We start from the raw sequence: 15,112 nt of genomic DNA, 5'->3' as shown, positions 1-15,112 counted from the left end.
AAATCGGATCGGGGCCCGAACCGGCTCCGGTCCGAAGCTAAAACTCCGGCAGCGCGACGGGTTTTCGTTGATCCGGGGGGCTGCCGGGGATAGGGAAGCGCCCATGCGCATGATCGACACCTTCCTCAAGCCGATGCACCCCGAGGGGTGGAAGTTCGTTCCCGTCTTTGCGGCGGTCAGCCTGGTCCTGTTCTGGATCTGGGACCCGCTGGGCTGGCTGGGTGTCGGGCTGACGGTCTGGTGCTACTATTTCTTCCGCGACCCGCGCCGGGCGGTGCCCGAGAATGCGGGGCTTCTGGTCAGTCCGGCGGATGGGGTGGTCAGCCTGATCGAACGCGCGGTGCCGCCGGCCGAGCTGGGGCTGGGGCCCGCGCCGCTGGTGCGCGTCAGCGTCTTCATGTCGGTCTTCAACTGCCACGTGAACCGCGCCCCCATCGCGGGACGGGTGACGGCGGTGGCCTACCGGCCGGGGAAGTTCTTCAACGCCTCCTTGGACAAGGCCTCTGAGGAGAACGAGCGCAATGCGCTGGCGATCGAGATGGCGGATGGTCGCAAGATTGCGGTGGTGCAGATCGCGGGACTGGTCGCGCGGCGGATCATGTGCTGGAAGAAGCCCGGTGACACCCTGCGCACGGGCGAACGCTTTGGCCTGATCCGCTTTGGCAGCCGGCTGGATGTCTACCTGCCCGAGGGCGTGCAGCCGCAGGTCGCGCTGGGCCAGACGATGGTCGCGGGCGAAAGCGTGATCGCGTTGATCGGTCAGGACGCCCCGGCACGGGCGGCGCGGATCGAATAGCCGATGGCGCGCCGCGAGACCGACCCCCCGCGCGAGCTTTTGCTGTTGAAGCTGCTGCCGAACCTGGTCTCGATCCTGGCGCTGTGCGCGGGGCTGACGGCGATCCGCTTCGCGATTGCGGGCAATTTCCCGATGGCGGTCCTGCTGATCGGCACGGCCGCCGCGTTGGATGGCCTGGACGGGCGGCTGGCGCGCATGCTGAAGTCGGAAAGCGCGATCGGCGCGGAACTCGACTCGCTGTGCGACTTCGTCAACTTCGGGGTGACGCCGGCGCTGGTCCTGTATCTTTGGGGGCTGCGGCCGGAAACCAGCCTGGGCTGGATCGCGGTCCTGGTCTATGCGGTCTGCTGCATGCTGCGCCTGGCGCGGTTCAATGTCGGCTCGCGCCAGGCGGGGCAGGCGGCGGAAAAGACCGTGTTCATCGGCGTGCCCTCGCCCGCCGGGGCCATGCTGGCACTGGTGCCGATGTATCTGGTGCTGGCGCTGGACCACGCGGTGACGCTGCCGCCGGCGCTGGTGGCGCTGTGGATGGTGGCCATCGGGGCGCTGATGATCAGCCGGGTGCGGACACCCTCGCTGAAACGGATCACCATTGCGGCGGACCATGCGCGCTATGTGCTGGTCGGTCTGGTCGTGGTGGTCGCGGCGCTGCTGACCTATCCCTGGGTGACGCTGCTTGCCCTGTCGCTGGCCTATCTGGCGGCGATCCTTGGCCTGTTCCTGCGCAGCTTGCGGCGAACCGCCGGTTAGACCGGCCAGGGCCACTTTGGCTTGCATCCTGCGGCGCAATGCGCAGTCTGGGGTTGAAAAGCCAAAGGAATCATGTGCATGCAAGCAGAAGCCATCCAACGCAGCTATCGCCGCTGGGCGCCGATCTATGACTTGGCCTTTGGCCGCATCACGCAAGGTGGCCGGATTCTGGCGGCGCGGCATGTGAATGCGCAGGGCGGCTCGGTGCTGGAAGTGGGGATCGGCACGGGGCTGGCGCTGGACTTTTACGGGCCGCAGGTCCAGGTCACCGGGATCGACCTGTCCGAGGACATGCTGCGCGAGGCGCGGGCCAGGGTCGCCAAGCGCGGCCTGCGCAACGTGGCGGGCCTGCATCAGATGGACGCGACCCAGGTGGCGCTGCCGGATGCCAGTTTCGACCATGTGGCGGCCATGCACATCATGTCGGTCGTCCCCGACCCCGAGGCGGTGCTGGCCGAGATGGCGCGCCTGTGCCGGCCGGGCGGGTCGGTCCTGATCGCCAATCATTTCGCGGGCCATGCCGGCGGCTGGTCGCTGGCCGAACGCCTTGCGGCGCCGCTGGCGAACCTGCTGGGCTGGCACTCGGACTTTCCGATGGCGCGGGTGCTGGGGCATCCGAAGCTGCACCTGGTCGAGCAGGTACAGGTGCGGCCCTTCGGGCTTATGACCTTCCTGCGCTTCCGGCGGCTTGAATAACCCGGCGGGTTCTGCCCAAACTGGTCCAAGGGATTCCTGGGGGAGTGACAGAATGAAACCGGTCAGATGGGGCGTGCTTGGCGCCGCGAAATTCGCGCGCGAGCATATGGCACCGGCAATCCATGCCGCGCATGGGGCGGAACTGGCGGCGCTGGCGACCTCGGACCCGGCCAAGGCCGAGGGGTTCCGGGCGTTCTGCCCGGGGATAACGGTGCATTCGGATTATGAGGCGTTGCTGGCCGATCCGACGATCGATGCGGTCTATATCCCGCTGCCGAACCACATGCATGTCGAATGGACGCTGAAGTCGCTGGCGGCGGGCAAGCATGTTCTGACCGAAAAGCCGATCGCCCTGAAGGCGCGCGAGATCGACCAGTTGATCGCGGCGCGCGACCGAACCGGCCTTCTGGCGGCCGAGGCCTACATGATCGTGCATCACCCGCAGTGGCAGCGCGCGAAGGAATGGTTCGAGGCGGGCGAGATCGGCGAGTTGGTCCATGCCGACGTCGCCTTCAGCTTCAACCTGACCGAGGGCGGCAATATCCGCAACAAGCCGGAAACCGGCGGTGGCAGCTTGCGCGACATCGGGGTCTATACCTTCGGTTGCGCCCGTTTCGTGACCGGGGCGGAACCCGTGGACCTGTCGGCCCGCATCCGCCGCGACAATGGGGTGGATGTGTTTGCCCAGGTCGCCGGGATCATGGAGGGGCCGCGCGGGCGGTTCACCTATGGCTCGGTCACCTCGATGCGGATGTACAACCGGCAGGTGGCGACCTTCCAGGGCACCAAGGGCATGATCCGGCTGGAGGGCGGGCCGTTCAACGCCAATGTGAACGACCTGGCCGAGGTGGAGCTGCACCAGAACGGCAACTGCGTGACGGTCGAGCGTTTCCCGACCGCGAACCAGTACAAGCTGCAGGTCGAAGCCTTCGGCCGCACGGTGCGCGAGGGTGTGGCCTATCCCTGCCCGCTTGAATTCGTGCGCGGGACCCAGGCGATGATGGATCGCGTCTACGACGTGGCGGTCGAGATCTGAGCGCCGCAGTGCGGCGTGGAATTGGGGTTGTGCGTCACGCCACTGTGATATGCTTGTCCCTGTCGGGGCGGGCCAGCTGGAAGGGTGGCGTCTTGCCCCGACCTGTGCCAGTGCGAGTCCCCGTTCTTCAGCTGGAAAGCATCGCCAATGCCTGAAGACATGTCTGGAATTTCCGCAGGTTACCTTGCGCCCTTGGACCGGGCGCGACGGTTCATGGAGCGGCGGGGTTCGGCGTTGCCGGACGCCGCGCTGCGGGCCCTGGCGCGCGAGGTGATTCTTCGCGTGTCGCGCGTGGCCGAAGTGCCCGAGGCGCAGCTTCTGGGGCAGCGGGCCGGCCGGTCCGAGATCGCCGCCCTGTGCGATGCGCTGCTGTCGGCGGACGAGGCCGCCGCCGCCGAGATGGTGCGCGGCGCCCGGCTGGCCGGAATGCCGGCAGCGGTGCTGTACCATGTCTACATCGCCGGGGCGACGCGGATGCTGGGCGAGCGTTGGGACCGCGACGAGGCCTCGGTGCCGCAGGTCATCATCGGGGCCGGCCGGGTTTACGGCATCCTGCGCGAGATGCGCGAGGCGTTCCTGACCGAACGGCTGACCGCCCCGCCCGGCGCACACGCGGTCTTTGCCAGCATCCCCGGCGAGGTGCATGGGATCGGCATCACCATGGCCGCCGACACGATGCGGCAGAAGGGATGGGACATCACGCTGCGGCTGGGTCTGGGCCATGACGCGCTGGTGGAAGAGATCGCGGACCTTGCGCCCACGATGGTCGGCCTGTCGACGGCGCTGAGCAGTTCGACCTTCGCGATTGCGCGGCTGATCGTGGCCTTGCGGGTGCGCTGTCCGCAGGTCTGGATCATCCTGGGCGGGCAGGCGGTCGCCGCCGATCCCGAGATTGCGGCGCTGGTGGACGCCGATGCCGCCGCCGCCGACATGGACAGCGGGCTGGAGTTGATGGCGGCGCATCTGGCCACGTTGAACCGTCTGGCGGGGCGTTAGCCCCGGCGGTGTCGCGCCGGGGCCCAGGATAGGGGGCTTACGCCTCCATCGCCTCCAACTCGTCGATGAAGCCGGCGATCATCGACAGGCCCTTGTCCCAGAAGGTCGGGTCGCTGGCGTCCAGGCCGAAGGGCGCAAGCAGTTCCTTGTGGTGCATGGACCCGCCCGCCTTCAGCATGGCGAAGTACTTCTCCTGAAAGTCGGGCAGGCCCGCCGCATAGGCCGCGTAAAGCGCGTTCACCAGCCCGTCGCCGAAGGCATAGGCGTAGACGTAGAAGGGCGAGTGGACGAAGTGCGGGATATAGGCCCAGAAGGTCTCATACCCGTCCATGAAGTCGAAGGCGTCGCCCAGGGATTGGGCCTGCACGCTCATCCACAGGGCGTTGATGTCGTCGGGGGTCAGTTCCCCTTGGGCGCGGGCAGCGTGGAGTTTGCATTCGAAATCGTAGAAGGCGATCTGCCGGACGACGGTGTTGATCATGTCCTCGACCTTGCCGGCCAGCAGGGTCTTTTTCTCGGCCGGGGTCTTGGCCTGGTCCAGAAGCTTGCGGAAGGTCAGCATCTCGCCAAAGACGCTTGCGGTTTCGGCAAGGGTCAGCGGGGTGGAGGACAAAAGTTCGCCTTGCCCTGCCGCCAGAACCTGGTGAACGCCGTGACCAAGCTCATGCGCCAGGGTCATCACATCGCGCGGTTTGCCCAGGTAGTTCAGCATGACATAGGGGTGGACGGTGGTGACGGTCGGGTGCGCAAAGGCCCCCGGCGCCTTGCCGGGTTTCACCCCGGCGTCGATCCAGCCCTTTTCGAAGAAGGGTTTGGCAAGGTCCGCCATCCGGGGATCGAAGGCGGCATAAGCCTCGGTCACCATGGCGCGGGCGGTGGGCCAGTCCACGGTGCGGGGCGTTTCGCTCGGCAGGGGGGCGTTGCGGTCCCAGACCTGGAGTTTCTCCAGCCCCATCCATTTCGCCTTCAGGCGGTAGTAGCGGTGGCTGAGTTTCGGATAGGCCGCGACCACGGCGTTGCGCAGCGCCTCGACCACCTCGGGTTCGACATGGTTCGACAGGTGGCGGCCGTGCTGGGGCGAGGGCATCTTGCGCCAGCGGTCGTGGATTTCCTTTTCCTTGGCCAGGGTGTTGTGGATGCGGGCGAACAGCTTGACATTCTTGCCGAACACCTCGGCCAGGGCCTGGGCGGCGGCTTGCCGGCGCGGCCGCTGGGGGTCGGTCAAGAGGTTGAGCGTCGCCTCAAGGTTCAGCTCCTCGGGCTCGCCGTCGACCTGGAACATGAGGGCGGCCATGGTTTCGTCGAAGAGCTTGTTCCAGGCGCTGGCCCCGACGACGGATTCGTCGTGCAGGAAGCGTTCGAGTTCGTCCGAAAGCTGGTGCGGCCGCATGGCGCGCATCCGGTCGAAAACCGGCTTGTAGCGGGCAAGGTCTGCGTTGGCGCCCAGAAGGCCGGCCAGATGGGTGTCATCCAGGCGGTTGAATTCAAGGCTGAAGAACACCAGCGGCGTGGTGGCGTTGGTCACGCGATCCTGGGCGTTGCCCATGAATTGCGCGCGTTCGGGGTCGATGGTGTTCTGATAGTAGCGCAGGCCGGCATAGGACATCAGGCGGCCGGCGATCACCTCGATCCGTTCGTATTCCTGCACGCAGGCCAGCAGGGCGGGCGCGTCGAGGCTGGCAAGCTTGCCTTCGTAAGCGGCGGCAAAGGCGGCGCAGGCGCGGTCAAGCTCGGCCATGTCGGCGGCGAATTCGGGGCCATCGGCCGAGGGGTAGAGGTCGGTCAGGTCCCAGTCCGGCAGATCGCCGAAGCCCCCGCCGCTGGCATTCGCGTCGAAAACGGGCTGGGGCAGGGACAGGGTCATCGGGTTCTCCATATCAGGCTTGGGGTTCATCTAGGGGCGCGGGGGCGGGATGTGCAAGGGCGGGCGGGTTCGCGGACACCTCCTCGTGCGACTTCGTCTTCTCGTCGGGGGATGGCGGGGGTCAGGGGGCCGCGGTCAGAAGGGCGCGCAGGCTGTCGATCGTGTCGATCTCGTCCACCCCCTTGTCGCGGCGCCAGCGCAGCATCCGGGGAAAGCGCAGGGCGATCCCCGATTTGTGCCGGGGGCTGGCCTGGATGCCTTCGAAGCCGATCTCGAACACTAGTTCGGCGGGCACTTTCCGCACCGGGCCGAAGCGTTCCAGCGTGTTCTTCTGCACCCAGCGGGTGATCTCGTTGAACTCGGCGTCGGTGAGGCCGCTGTAGGCCTTGGTGAAGGGCACGATCTCGTTGCCGTCGCGGACGCCGAAGGTGAAGTCGGTGTAAAGGTTGGCCCGGCGGCCGTGCCCGGCCTGGGCGTAAAGCATGACCGCGTCCACGGTCCAGGGATCAAGCTTCCACTTCCACCAGTCGCCGCGTTTGCGGCCCTGGAAATAAGGCGAGGCGGCACGTTTCAGCATCACGCCCTCGGCCCCTTCGGCGCGGGCGGTGGCGCGGGTTTCGGCCAGGGCGTCCCAGGTCGGGAAGGCGAGGGCGGGCGAGGCCGCGAGGGGCAGGCCGGGGGGCAGCGCGGCCAGGATCTGCGTCAGGCGGGCGCGGCGGTGGGCAAGCGGCTGGTCGCGGATATCCTGGCCTGCATCCTCGAGCAGGTCATAGGCCAGGATGCGGGCCGGGGCTTCAGCCAGCAGGGTTTTCGGCACGGTCTTGCGGCCGATGCGTTTTTGCAGCTGGGCAAAGGGATGCGGGCGTTGCGCGGCGGCGTCCCAGGCCAGAACCTCGCCGTCGATCACGGTGCCGGGGGGCAGGAAATCGGCGAGCGGGGCAAGGTCGGGGAAGCGGTCGGTGATCAGCTCCTCGCCCCGGCTCCACAGGGCAAAGGCGCCGGGGCGGGCGATAAGCTGGCCGCGGATGCCGTCCCATTTCCATTCGGCAAGCCAGTCCTGCGGCGGGCCAAGGGGCTGTGGCCCGTCCTCAAGCTGGCTGGCCAGCGCGAAAGGATAGGGCCGGGCGTCGCCGCCTTCGTCCCCGGCGATCAGGGCGGGAAAGGTGATGCGGGCGGGGTCCCAGTTGCCCATCAGGCGGTGGGCGAGGGTGGCCTCTTCCACCCCCGTCGCCTGCGCGAGGGCGCGGGTCAGGAGGCCCTGCGCCACGCCCATGCGGAAGCCGCCAGTCAAGAGCTTGTTGTAGAGGAACCGCTCGGTCGCCGGCAGTTGCGCCCAGGCGGTCAGGACGGCGGCCTTGCGCGCCTCGGCCGGCTGGCCGGTCAGGGCGATGAGGCCGCGGATCGCGTGGTCAAGCGTCAGGTCGGCGGTGGTCGCGGGGGGCGGCAGGAGCAGGGCGATGGTCTCGGCCAGGTCGCCGACGACGGTGTAGCTTTCCTCGAAGAGCCAGTCCGGGATGCCCGCGACCTCGGCCGCCCAGAGGCGAAGTTCGGTGGAGTTGACCGCGCGTTTCGGGCGGCGGCCGGTCAGCAGGGCCACGGTCCAGACGCGGTCGGGTTCCGGGGCGGCGCGGAAGTAATCGGCCAGCGCGGCGGTCTTGGCGCCGGTCTTGGTGGTGCCGTCCAGCGCGGCGAAGAGGGCGGCGAAACGTCTCATTCGGCAAGCGGGGGATCGGGAGGGGACTCGGCCTCGGCCTCGTCCCCAAACTGGGTTTCGACGATCCCGGCGTCGTAGCCCTGGCTGTCCAGCCAGTGCCGGAAGGGCGCGGTATAGCCGTGGGTGACAAAGACGCGGGAAGCGCCGGTCGCGCGGATGGCGTCGTTCAGGCCCTGCCAGTCGGCGTGGTCCGACAGGACGAAGCCTGTCCCCAGCGCGCGGCGGCGGCGGATGCCGCGCACGGCCATCCAGCCCGAGACGAAGGCCTCTTCCACCGGGCCAAGGCGGGCAGACCAGGCCGAACCGAGGGCCGAGGGCGGGGCGATGGCCAGCGCGCCGGGGTGGGTCTTGGCGGTGACGTCGGGTGTCACGCGGATCGTGGGGGGCAGGGCATAGCCCTGGTCGCGCAGGGTCTGGGTCATCTCCTCGACTGCGCCGTGGGTCAGGATGGGGCCATGCACGCCCAGCCCCGCCATAAGGCGCTGGGCCTTGCCGAAACTGTAGGCGCCCAGGATCGAGGTCTTGCCGGCAGCGGCGTTGGCTTGCCACCAGTCCAGGATGCGCTGCATGACCTGGGGCTGCGGCTCCCAGCGGAAGATCGGCAGGCCGAAGGTGCATTCCGAGATGAAGGCGTGGCAAGGGACGGGCTGGAAGCCTTCCGCCAGGCCATCGGGTTCGGTCTTGTAGTCGCCCGACACGACCCAGCTTTCCCCGCCGACCGTGACCTTGATCTGGGCCGAGCCGGGGACATGGCCGGCGGGATGGAACGAGACCCCGGCCCCGCCGATGCGGCGGGTTTCGCCGTAGGCGATGCCTTCGGCGGTGATCTGGCCCAGGCGCTTGCGGATCACCGGCAGGGCCTGGTCGGTGGCCAGATAGGCGCCCATACCCCAGCGGGCGTGGTCGGAATGGCCATGCGTGATCAGGGCGCGGGGGACCGGGCGCCAGGGGTCGATATGGAAATCACCGGCGGGACAGTAGATGCCTCGGTCGGTGAAGGTGAGGACGGGGGTGGCCATCGTCAAAGGGTAGCACGGGGGCAGGGGGCCGCAAGGGTTGGGGCCCTTGGGGGCAGGGGATCGGCGGGTTCGGCGGTGCCTTCCGGGTGGGGGCAATGCGGGCGTGGAGGTGCAGTTCGCCGACGCGGTTGGACGTTTGACGGGCGTTGGCGCGCGGGGGAAGGCTTGGGGCTGCGCCGGACCTGCTGCGGGGGCGTAGGGTGGGCGATCCCGCCCACCCTGGCGGTGATCTCAGGGTCTGGGGCCACGCGTGCGGCGGCGGGGCATCAGCTTGCGGAACCGGGGGCGGTTGGCGGCGATGAACGCCTCGAAGGTCGAGCCCAGGCCGAGGGTCAGGCCTTTCAGATAGGCCGCCCCCGCCACGGCGGCCAGCGTGGCGCCGAAGGCATTGACGATGAAGTCGCCCATCGTGTCATGCAGCCCCGACTTCTGCATGTTGAACCCGAAAAGCTGGTCCATCGCATATTCGAAGATCTCCCACAGCACCCCCACCGCCATTGCGGCGCAGAAGCTGAGCAGGCCGATCGCCCAGGGCGGCGCGGCATAGCGGTCGCCCTCGAACAGCATCAGGATCAGAAGGAAGCCCAGGATGCCGAACCCCATGGCCGAGGTGCCGTGCAGCGCCAGGTCCCACCACCAGAAGCGGTTGTAGAAGTCATGCATCTCGCCCAGGTAGATCGTCGCCAGCACGAAGGCCGCGATGGCTGCCAGAAAGCCGTTCGGCAGGAACAGCTTGACGCGACTGGCCAGAAGCTGCGGCAAAAGCGTCAGGACCAGGGCCGCGACCGCGACGAAGATCGCCAGCCAGTTGCCGCGCAGCAGACCGATCAACGCCTCGACCGCAAGGAAAAGGCGGATGCCGTTCAGGACAAGAAGCGATGGCGCGGGCATCTGGCGTTCCTGCTGGGCTGTGCCTGACCTATATTGGGATGATGACGCGGGAATCAAAGCCGTCGCTGAAAGTGGCAACCTGGAACATCCGGGCGGGGCTTGGCACCGACTTGCGGCGCGATGCGGACCGGGTGCTGGCGGGGATCGCGGCGCTGGGGGCGGATATCGTGGCCTTGCAGGAGGCGGATTTCCGGCTGGGGCTGCGTCCTTCGGCCCTGCCGCGCGAGGTGATCGAAGAGCGCACGGGCCTTGTTCCGCTGCCCATCGGGCGCAACGCGGCCAGCATCGGCTGGCACGGCAATGCGCTGCTGGTGCGGCCGGACTTCCACATGGTCGGGCTGGACCGGCTGGACCTGCCGGGGATCGAGCCGCGCGGCGCGGTGATCGTCGATCTGGACGGGCCGACGGCGCTGCGGCTGGTGGCGGTGCATCTGGGCCTGTGGCGCGGGTCGCGGCGCAAGCAGCTGGACGCGATCCGCGAGGCGGTCCTGCGGCATCCGGCGCGGCCGACGCTGATCCTGGGCGACTTCAACGAATATTCGCGGCGGGTGGGGCTGGGGCGGCTGGTACGGGCGTTCCGGCTGATGGAGCCCGCGCCGACCTTCCCTTCGCGCCGGCCGGCGTTGGCCCTGGACCGGATGGCGCACAGCCACGATCTGGACCTGGCGCCGCTGCCGGTGCCCTGGCGCAAGGGGGTGCAGGCCTCGGACCACCTGCCGCTGCTGGCCGAACTGCGCTGGATCTGAGGCGGGGGGGTAAGGTGGGCGATATCGCCCACCCTACGCCGGTGGTCTGCGGAGTGTCTGCCTCAAATTTGGGCAGTTGCGTCCGGCGCAGGCGGATTGGGAAGCATGGGGGCTTTTCGGAACGCGGGGCGGCTGCTCTAGTGCAGGAAAGCGGCAGGCAGATCGGCCGGGGGGTAACGGGTGGCGCAGTTCAACGAGATGTTTCAGGGCACCGGGGTGCGCACGCCCTATGGCCGGCTGCAGGACTGGGTGGCCGCCATGCCGCAAGAGTTGCGCAGCCTGAAACAGGCCGAGGCGGAGGCGCTGTTTCGCCGCATCGGCATCACCTTCGCGGTCTATGGCGAGGGCGGTGACCCGGACCGGCTGATCCCTTTCGACATGTTCCCGCGCGTCTTTGCCGCCGCCGAATGGGCCAAGCTGGAGAAGGGCATCAAGCAGCGCGCCCGGGCGCTGAATGCGTTCCTTGTCGATGTCTACGGCCGCGGCGAGATCATCCGCGCCGGCCGCATCCCCGGCCGGCTGGTCTGGCAGAACGAGGCCTATGAGAAGGCGGTGGTGGGGTTCGTCCCGCCCAAGGGCGTCTACAGCCATATCGTCGGCATCGACATCGTGCGCACCGGCCCGGACGAGTTCTTCGTGCTGGAGGACAATTGCCGCACGCCTTCGGGTGTCAGCTACATGCTGGAAAGCCGCGAGATCATGATGCGGATGTTCCCGGACCTGTTCCGTGAAAACCGGATCGAGCCGGTGGACGGCTATTCCGAGCTTCTGCGCCGGACGCTGGCCAGCGTCGCGCCGAAGAAGTGCAAGGGCGACCCCGTGGTGGTGATCCTGACGCCGGGCCATTTCAACAGCGCCTATTACGAGCACAGCCTGCTGGCCGACCTGATGGGGGTGGAACTGGTCGAGGGCCAGGATCTGTTCGTCGAGGGCGAGTTCGTCTGGATGCGCACGACCGAAGGCCCGCGCCGGGTGGATGTGATCTACCGGCGCATCGACGATGCCTTCCTTGACCCCTTGTGCTTCCGCCCTGACAGCATGCTGGGGGTGCCGGGGCTGATGGATGTCTACCGGTCGGGCGGGGTGACGATCTGCTCGGCCCCCGGGGCGGGGGTGGCGGATGACAAGGCGGTTTACACCTATGTGCCGGACATGGTGCGGTTCTACCTGGGCGAGGAGCCGATCCTGCAGAACGTGCCGACCTGGCAATGCGGCAAGGCGGAGGATCTGAAATACGTCCTCGACAAGCTGCCGGAGCTGGTGGTGAAGGAAGTCCACGGCTCGGGCGGATACGGGATGCTGGTCGGGCCGAAATGTAGCAAGGCCGAGGTGGAGGCCTTCCGCGCCAAGATCATCGAGGATCCCGGCAACTATATCGCGCAGCCGACGCTGGCCCTGTCGACGGTGCCGACCTTTGTCGAGCAAGGTGTTGCGCCCCGGCATGTGGACCTGCGGCCCTATTGCCTGGTGGGCGAGCGGATCGAGCTGGTACCGGGCGGCCTGACGCGGGTGGCGTTGAAGGAAGGCTCGCTGGTGGTGAACTCGTCCCAGGGGGGCGGGGTGAAGGATACCTGGGTGCTGGCGGAATGAAGGCGATGAAGGCACAATTCTTCTGCGAAGAATTAGGGTTTGGGGCAAGGGCAGGATTTTTCGCAGAAAAATCGTGGGTGGCACCATGCTGAGCCGGACCGCCGACAACCTTTACTGGATCGCCCGCTACATGGAGCGGGCCGACACGATCGCGCGCCTTCTGGAAGTGGGCAGCCGCATCAGCCTCTTGCCCAGTGCGCATGGCTATCGCAGCGAATGGGACAGCCTGTTGCAGGCCAGCGGTCTGGCCGTGGCATTTGCGCAGAAATACGGCGATCCGGTGCAGCGCAACATCGAAAGCTTTCTGTTCTTCGACCGCGACAACCCCTCGTCCATCGCCAGTTGCATCACGGCGGCGCGCGAGAACGGGCGGATCGTCCGCACGGCGTTGACCAGCCAGGTCTGGGACGCGCTGAACACCGCCTTTCAGGAGCTGAAGGCGCTGGAGCGCGAGGAACGCTCGCGTCTGGAGCTTAGCCGGCTGACCGACTGGACCATGCGCCACGCGGCCATGCTGCGCGGGGCGATCGACGCCACGCTCTTGCGCAATGACGGGTTCAACTTCCTGAACATCGGCTATTATCTGGAACGCGGCGACAACACCGCGCGCCTGATGGATGTGAAATACTATGTGCTGCTGCCGCGGCTGGAGTTCGTGGGCTCGGGTCTGGACAATTACCAGTGGTCCACACTCTTGCGCGCGATGGGGGCGCAGCGGGCGTTTCACTGGGCCTATGGCGGCGAGGTGACGGCGGCGAAGATCGCGGATTTCCTGATCCTGAACCCGCAGTCGCCCCGGTCGCTGGCCACCTGTGCGGCGGGACTTGTCAACCATCTGGGCCGCGTCGCCAAGGCCTATGGCCGCGAGACCCTGGCCCAGGCGAAGGCCCGCGCGCTGCTGGCCGAGGTCGAGGGCGCCAATGTCGAGGCGATTTTCGACGAGGGGCTGCACGAATACCTGACGCGCCACATCGCGGCGACGGCCGACCTCGCCCTGGCCATCCACGACGCCTATCTGAGTGGAGAAATGCGGCAATGCGGCTGACGGTCGATCATGTGACGCGCTATCTTTACGACCAGCCGGTGCGGTCGGTCGTGCAAAGCCACCGGCTTGCACCCTCGGCCTTTGCGGGGCAACGGGTGCTGGACTGGGAGGTGACGGTCAGCGGCGGGCTGCGCGGCGGGGCGCATCGCGACGGGGCCGGGGACATGATCCAGGCCTGGACCATCGCCGGTCCGGTGCAGGAGGTGACGGTCACGGTGCGCGGCACGGTCGAGACCGAGGATCTGGCCGGCGTCCTGCGCGGCCACCGCGAGGCCGTGGCGCCGGAGTGCTATCTGCGCCCGACCCTGGCGACGCGGGTCGACGTGGCCCTGACGGGGCTGGCGCAGTCTGCCATCGGCGCGGATGTGCTGGCCCTGTCACATGCCCTGTCCGCCGCCGTGGCCGATGCCATCGCCTATCGCCCCGGCGCGACCCACGCCCATACTACGGCGGCCGAGGCGCTGGCATTGGGCGAGGGTGTCTGCCAGGACCATGCCCATGCGCTGATCGCCTGCGCCCGCAGCCGGGGGATTCCGGCGCGCTATGTCTCGGGATATCTTTTCGCCACACAGGACGGTGTCCCGCATGAGGCCGCCCATGCCTGGGCCGAGCTGCATGTGCTGGGGCTGGGCTGGGTCGGGTTTGATCCGGCGAACCGCTGTTGCCCGGATGCACGGTATATCCGTCTGGGCTCGGGCCTGGATGCGCAGGATGCTGCGCCCATCCGGGGCATTGCCCGCGGCGGTGGGCGCGAGGCGATGGATGTGACCGTTGCGGTCCAGCAGGCGGCCCAATAGTCTGGGCCGAGGATCGGGGGACGGACAATGACTTACTGCGTCGGGCTGTTGCTGAATGAAGGCATGGTGCTGCTGTCGGACACGCGCACCAATGCCGGGTTGGACAACATCTCGATCTACCGCAAGATGTTCACCTTCGAGGACCCGGGCGAGCGGGTGATCGTGATCATGACGGCTGGCAGCCTGTCGGTGACGCAGACCACCATGGCCAAGCTGCGCGAAGCGATCGAGGACAAGGAGGCCACGCCTGAGACCAGCATCATGCTGGCACCCACGATGCTGAAGGTGGCCGAGATCGTTGGGGCCCAGCTGGCCGCGGTGCGGGCGGAAGTCGACGAGAAGCTGTCGGCGATGCAAGGCGCCAGCGCCAGCATGATCATCGCAGGCCAGCGCAAGGGCGGGGCGATGCGGCTGTTCCTGATCTACCCCGAGGGCAATTTCATCGAAGCGACCGAGGACACGCCGTTCCTGCAGATCGGCGAGCACAAGTATGGCAAGCCGATCCTGGACCGGGTGGTGAAGCCGACGACCAGTCTGGTCGATGCGCAAAAGGCGGTGCTGTTGTCGATGGATTCGACGGTGCGGTCGAACCTGTCGGTGGGCATGCCGCTGGACCTTGCGGTGATCGAGAAGGACGCCTGCAAGGTGGCCCTGCGCCGCCGGATCGAGGCGGGCGACCCCTCGTTCCGGGCGATGAGCGAGGCCTGGTCCAACGCGCTCCGCGACGGATTCGCGCGGATCACCATCTAAGGGTTGGAATCATCGCGCACGCGCCCTAGCTTTGACGGGAAGCATGGAGGGACCGATGCCCGAACTCGTCCGCCTTTACATCCGCAGCGTGGCCCTTGGCTTTGGGATCTCGGCGCTGTTCACGGCGGGTCTGGTCTGGTGGGACGTGGCGGGGATCGGGCATCTGATCCTGGGTTCGGACATCGGGCTGGTGGCGGCGGCGATGCTGGTGGTGTTCAACGGGATCGTCTTTGCGGCTGTGCAGTTCGCCTTCCGGGTGATGGCAATGGCTGAAAGCGATGACCGGCCTGCGGGGGGCCGTCCGCAGCGGCTGCCGGTTCCGGTGCCCGTGCCGGTTTCTGTCCGTTCGCAGGCCCCGCGCCGCTAAGGGCGCGCGCAGGACTTTTCCCGCAGCCCCGACCCTGTCGCTGCAACCCTTGGGT

15 protein-coding genes are annotated in these 15,112 nt (G+C 67.7%); 11 read left to right on the top strand and 4 right to left on the bottom strand.

Annotated features, from left to right (window positions below):
- Positions 1 to 103: 103 nt before the first annotated feature.
- From CXR42_RS06465 to CXR42_RS06445, 5 genes are all read left to right on the top strand, one after another.
- On the top strand, positions 104 to 796 hold the full coding sequence (locus tag CXR42_RS06465) for a phosphatidylserine decarboxylase (protein WP_103256612.1): 693 nt from the start codon (positions 104 to 106) through the stop codon (positions 794 to 796).
- Between the two features lie 3 nt (positions 797 to 799).
- A complete protein-coding gene (gene pssA, locus CXR42_RS06460) occupies positions 800 to 1,546 on the top strand; it encodes a CDP-diacylglycerol--serine O-phosphatidyltransferase (protein WP_103256611.1) in 747 nt (248 codons plus the stop codon).
- 78 nt (positions 1,547 to 1,624) lie between these two features.
- A complete protein-coding gene (locus CXR42_RS06455) occupies positions 1,625 to 2,242 on the top strand; it encodes a class I SAM-dependent methyltransferase (RefSeq protein ID WP_103257065.1) in 618 nt (205 codons plus the stop codon).
- 52 nt (positions 2,243 to 2,294) lie between these two features.
- Positions 2,295 to 3,278: a Gfo/Idh/MocA family protein gene (locus CXR42_RS06450; protein ID WP_103256610.1), complete on the top strand. Its 984-nt coding sequence runs from the start codon at positions 2,295 to 2,297 to the stop codon at positions 3,276 to 3,278.
- Between the two features lie 159 nt (positions 3,279 to 3,437).
- Positions 3,438 to 4,274 carry a cobalamin B12-binding domain-containing protein gene (locus CXR42_RS06445; protein WP_180995976.1) on the top strand — a complete coding sequence of 279 codons (837 nt, stop codon included), beginning with the start codon at positions 3,438 to 3,440 and terminating at the stop codon, positions 4,272 to 4,274.
- A 37-nt stretch (positions 4,275 to 4,311) separates the two neighbouring features.
- Here the strand turns inward: CXR42_RS06445 and CXR42_RS06440 are convergent, their stop codons facing one another.
- From CXR42_RS06440 to CXR42_RS06425, 4 genes are all read right to left on the bottom strand, one after another.
- Positions 4,312 to 6,138, bottom strand: coding sequence for a M3 family oligoendopeptidase (locus tag CXR42_RS06440; protein ID WP_103257064.1), 1,827 nt, complete (start codon positions 6,136 to 6,138; stop codon positions 4,312 to 4,314).
- A gap of 121 nt (positions 6,139 to 6,259) precedes the next feature.
- Positions 6,260 to 7,852 (bottom strand): ATP-dependent DNA ligase, encoded by a 1,593-nt coding sequence (locus tag CXR42_RS06435; protein WP_103256608.1) that lies wholly within the window; start codon positions 7,850 to 7,852, stop codon positions 6,260 to 6,262.
- The gene (locus CXR42_RS06430) at positions 7,849 to 8,871 is read right to left on the bottom strand and encodes a ligase-associated DNA damage response exonuclease (protein WP_103256607.1); all 1,023 of its coding nucleotides are present in this window, start codon (positions 8,869 to 8,871) and stop codon (positions 7,849 to 7,851) included. Before CXR42_RS06430 ends, CXR42_RS06435 begins: the two co-directional genes overlap by 4 nt.
- A gap of 231 nt (positions 8,872 to 9,102) precedes the next feature.
- A complete protein-coding gene (locus CXR42_RS06425) occupies positions 9,103 to 9,762 on the bottom strand; it encodes a DUF2238 domain-containing protein (RefSeq protein WP_103256606.1) in 660 nt (219 codons plus the stop codon).
- Between CXR42_RS06425 and CXR42_RS06420 the strand changes: the two genes are divergently transcribed.
- From CXR42_RS06420 to CXR42_RS06395, 6 genes are all read left to right on the top strand, one after another.
- Complete coding sequence (locus tag CXR42_RS06420; RefSeq protein WP_103256605.1) at positions 9,750 to 10,508, top strand: endonuclease/exonuclease/phosphatase family protein; 759 nt, start codon at positions 9,750 to 9,752, stop codon at positions 10,506 to 10,508. The genes CXR42_RS06425 and CXR42_RS06420 overlap by 13 nt on opposite strands.
- A 198-nt stretch (positions 10,509 to 10,706) precedes the next feature.
- Positions 10,707 to 12,098 (top strand): circularly permuted type 2 ATP-grasp protein, encoded by a 1,392-nt coding sequence (locus tag CXR42_RS06415; protein WP_103257063.1) that lies wholly within the window; start codon positions 10,707 to 10,709, stop codon positions 12,096 to 12,098.
- 85 nt (positions 12,099 to 12,183) lie between these two features.
- Complete coding sequence (locus CXR42_RS06410) at positions 12,184 to 13,143, top strand: alpha-E domain-containing protein (RefSeq protein WP_103256604.1); 960 nt, start codon at positions 12,184 to 12,186, stop codon at positions 13,141 to 13,143.
- Positions 13,134 to 13,940 carry a transglutaminase family protein gene (locus CXR42_RS06405; protein ID WP_103256603.1) on the top strand — a complete coding sequence of 269 codons (807 nt, stop codon included), beginning with the start codon at positions 13,134 to 13,136 and terminating at the stop codon, positions 13,938 to 13,940. Before CXR42_RS06410 ends, CXR42_RS06405 begins: the two co-directional genes overlap by 10 nt.
- 27 nt (positions 13,941 to 13,967) lie before the next feature.
- A complete protein-coding gene (locus CXR42_RS06400; RefSeq protein ID WP_103256602.1) occupies positions 13,968 to 14,690 on the top strand; it encodes a proteasome-type protease in 723 nt (240 codons plus the stop codon).
- A 55-nt stretch (positions 14,691 to 14,745) separates the two neighbouring features.
- Positions 14,746 to 15,057 (top strand): hypothetical protein, encoded by a 312-nt coding sequence (locus tag CXR42_RS06395; RefSeq protein WP_103256601.1) that lies wholly within the window; start codon positions 14,746 to 14,748, stop codon positions 15,055 to 15,057.
- Positions 15,058 to 15,112 lie beyond the last annotated feature (55 nt).

It is taken from the genome of Tabrizicola aquatica (assembly GCF_002900975.1).
Classification (GTDB): domain Bacteria; phylum Pseudomonadota; class Alphaproteobacteria; order Rhodobacterales; family Rhodobacteraceae; genus Tabrizicola; species Tabrizicola aquatica.
This window is presented reverse-complemented; position numbering and strand designations above follow the sequence as displayed.

Excerpts from the sequence above, each read along its gene's own strand:
- CXR42_RS06395 (WP_103256601.1), top strand. The coding sequence starts at position 14,746 with ATGCCCGAACTCGTCCGCCTTTACATCCGCAGCGTGGCCCTTGGCTTT.
- CXR42_RS06420 (WP_103256605.1), top strand. The coding sequence starts at position 9,750 with ATGGCGCGGGCATCTGGCGTTCCTGCTGGGCTGTGCCTGACCTATATT.
- pssA (WP_103256611.1), top strand. The coding sequence starts at position 800 with ATGGCGCGCCGCGAGACCGACCCCCCGCGCGAGCTTTTGCTGTTGAAG.
- CXR42_RS06465 (WP_103256612.1), top strand. The coding sequence starts at position 104 with ATGCGCATGATCGACACCTTCCTCAAGCCGATGCACCCCGAGGGGTGG.
- CXR42_RS06435 (WP_103256608.1), bottom strand. The coding sequence starts at position 7,852 with ATGAGACGTTTCGCCGCCCTCTTCGCCGCGCTGGACGGCACCACCAAG.
- CXR42_RS06445 (WP_180995976.1), top strand. The coding sequence starts at position 3,438 with ATGTCTGGAATTTCCGCAGGTTACCTTGCGCCCTTGGACCGGGCGCGA.
- CXR42_RS06410 (WP_103256604.1), top strand. The coding sequence starts at position 12,184 with ATGCTGAGCCGGACCGCCGACAACCTTTACTGGATCGCCCGCTACATG.
- CXR42_RS06400 (WP_103256602.1), top strand. The coding sequence starts at position 13,968 with ATGACTTACTGCGTCGGGCTGTTGCTGAATGAAGGCATGGTGCTGCTG.
- CXR42_RS06455 (WP_103257065.1), top strand. The coding sequence starts at position 1,625 with ATGCAAGCAGAAGCCATCCAACGCAGCTATCGCCGCTGGGCGCCGATC.
- CXR42_RS06440 (WP_103257064.1), bottom strand. The coding sequence starts at position 6,138 with ATGACCCTGTCCCTGCCCCAGCCCGTTTTCGACGCGAATGCCAGCGGC.
- CXR42_RS06405 (WP_103256603.1), top strand. The coding sequence starts at position 13,134 with ATGCGGCTGACGGTCGATCATGTGACGCGCTATCTTTACGACCAGCCG.
- CXR42_RS06415 (WP_103257063.1), top strand. The coding sequence starts at position 10,707 with ATGTTTCAGGGCACCGGGGTGCGCACGCCCTATGGCCGGCTGCAGGAC.
- CXR42_RS06450 (WP_103256610.1), top strand. The coding sequence starts at position 2,295 with ATGAAACCGGTCAGATGGGGCGTGCTTGGCGCCGCGAAATTCGCGCGC.
- CXR42_RS06430 (WP_103256607.1), bottom strand. The coding sequence starts at position 8,871 with ATGGCCACCCCCGTCCTCACCTTCACCGACCGAGGCATCTACTGTCCC.
- CXR42_RS06425 (WP_103256606.1), bottom strand. The coding sequence starts at position 9,762 with ATGCCCGCGCCATCGCTTCTTGTCCTGAACGGCATCCGCCTTTTCCTT.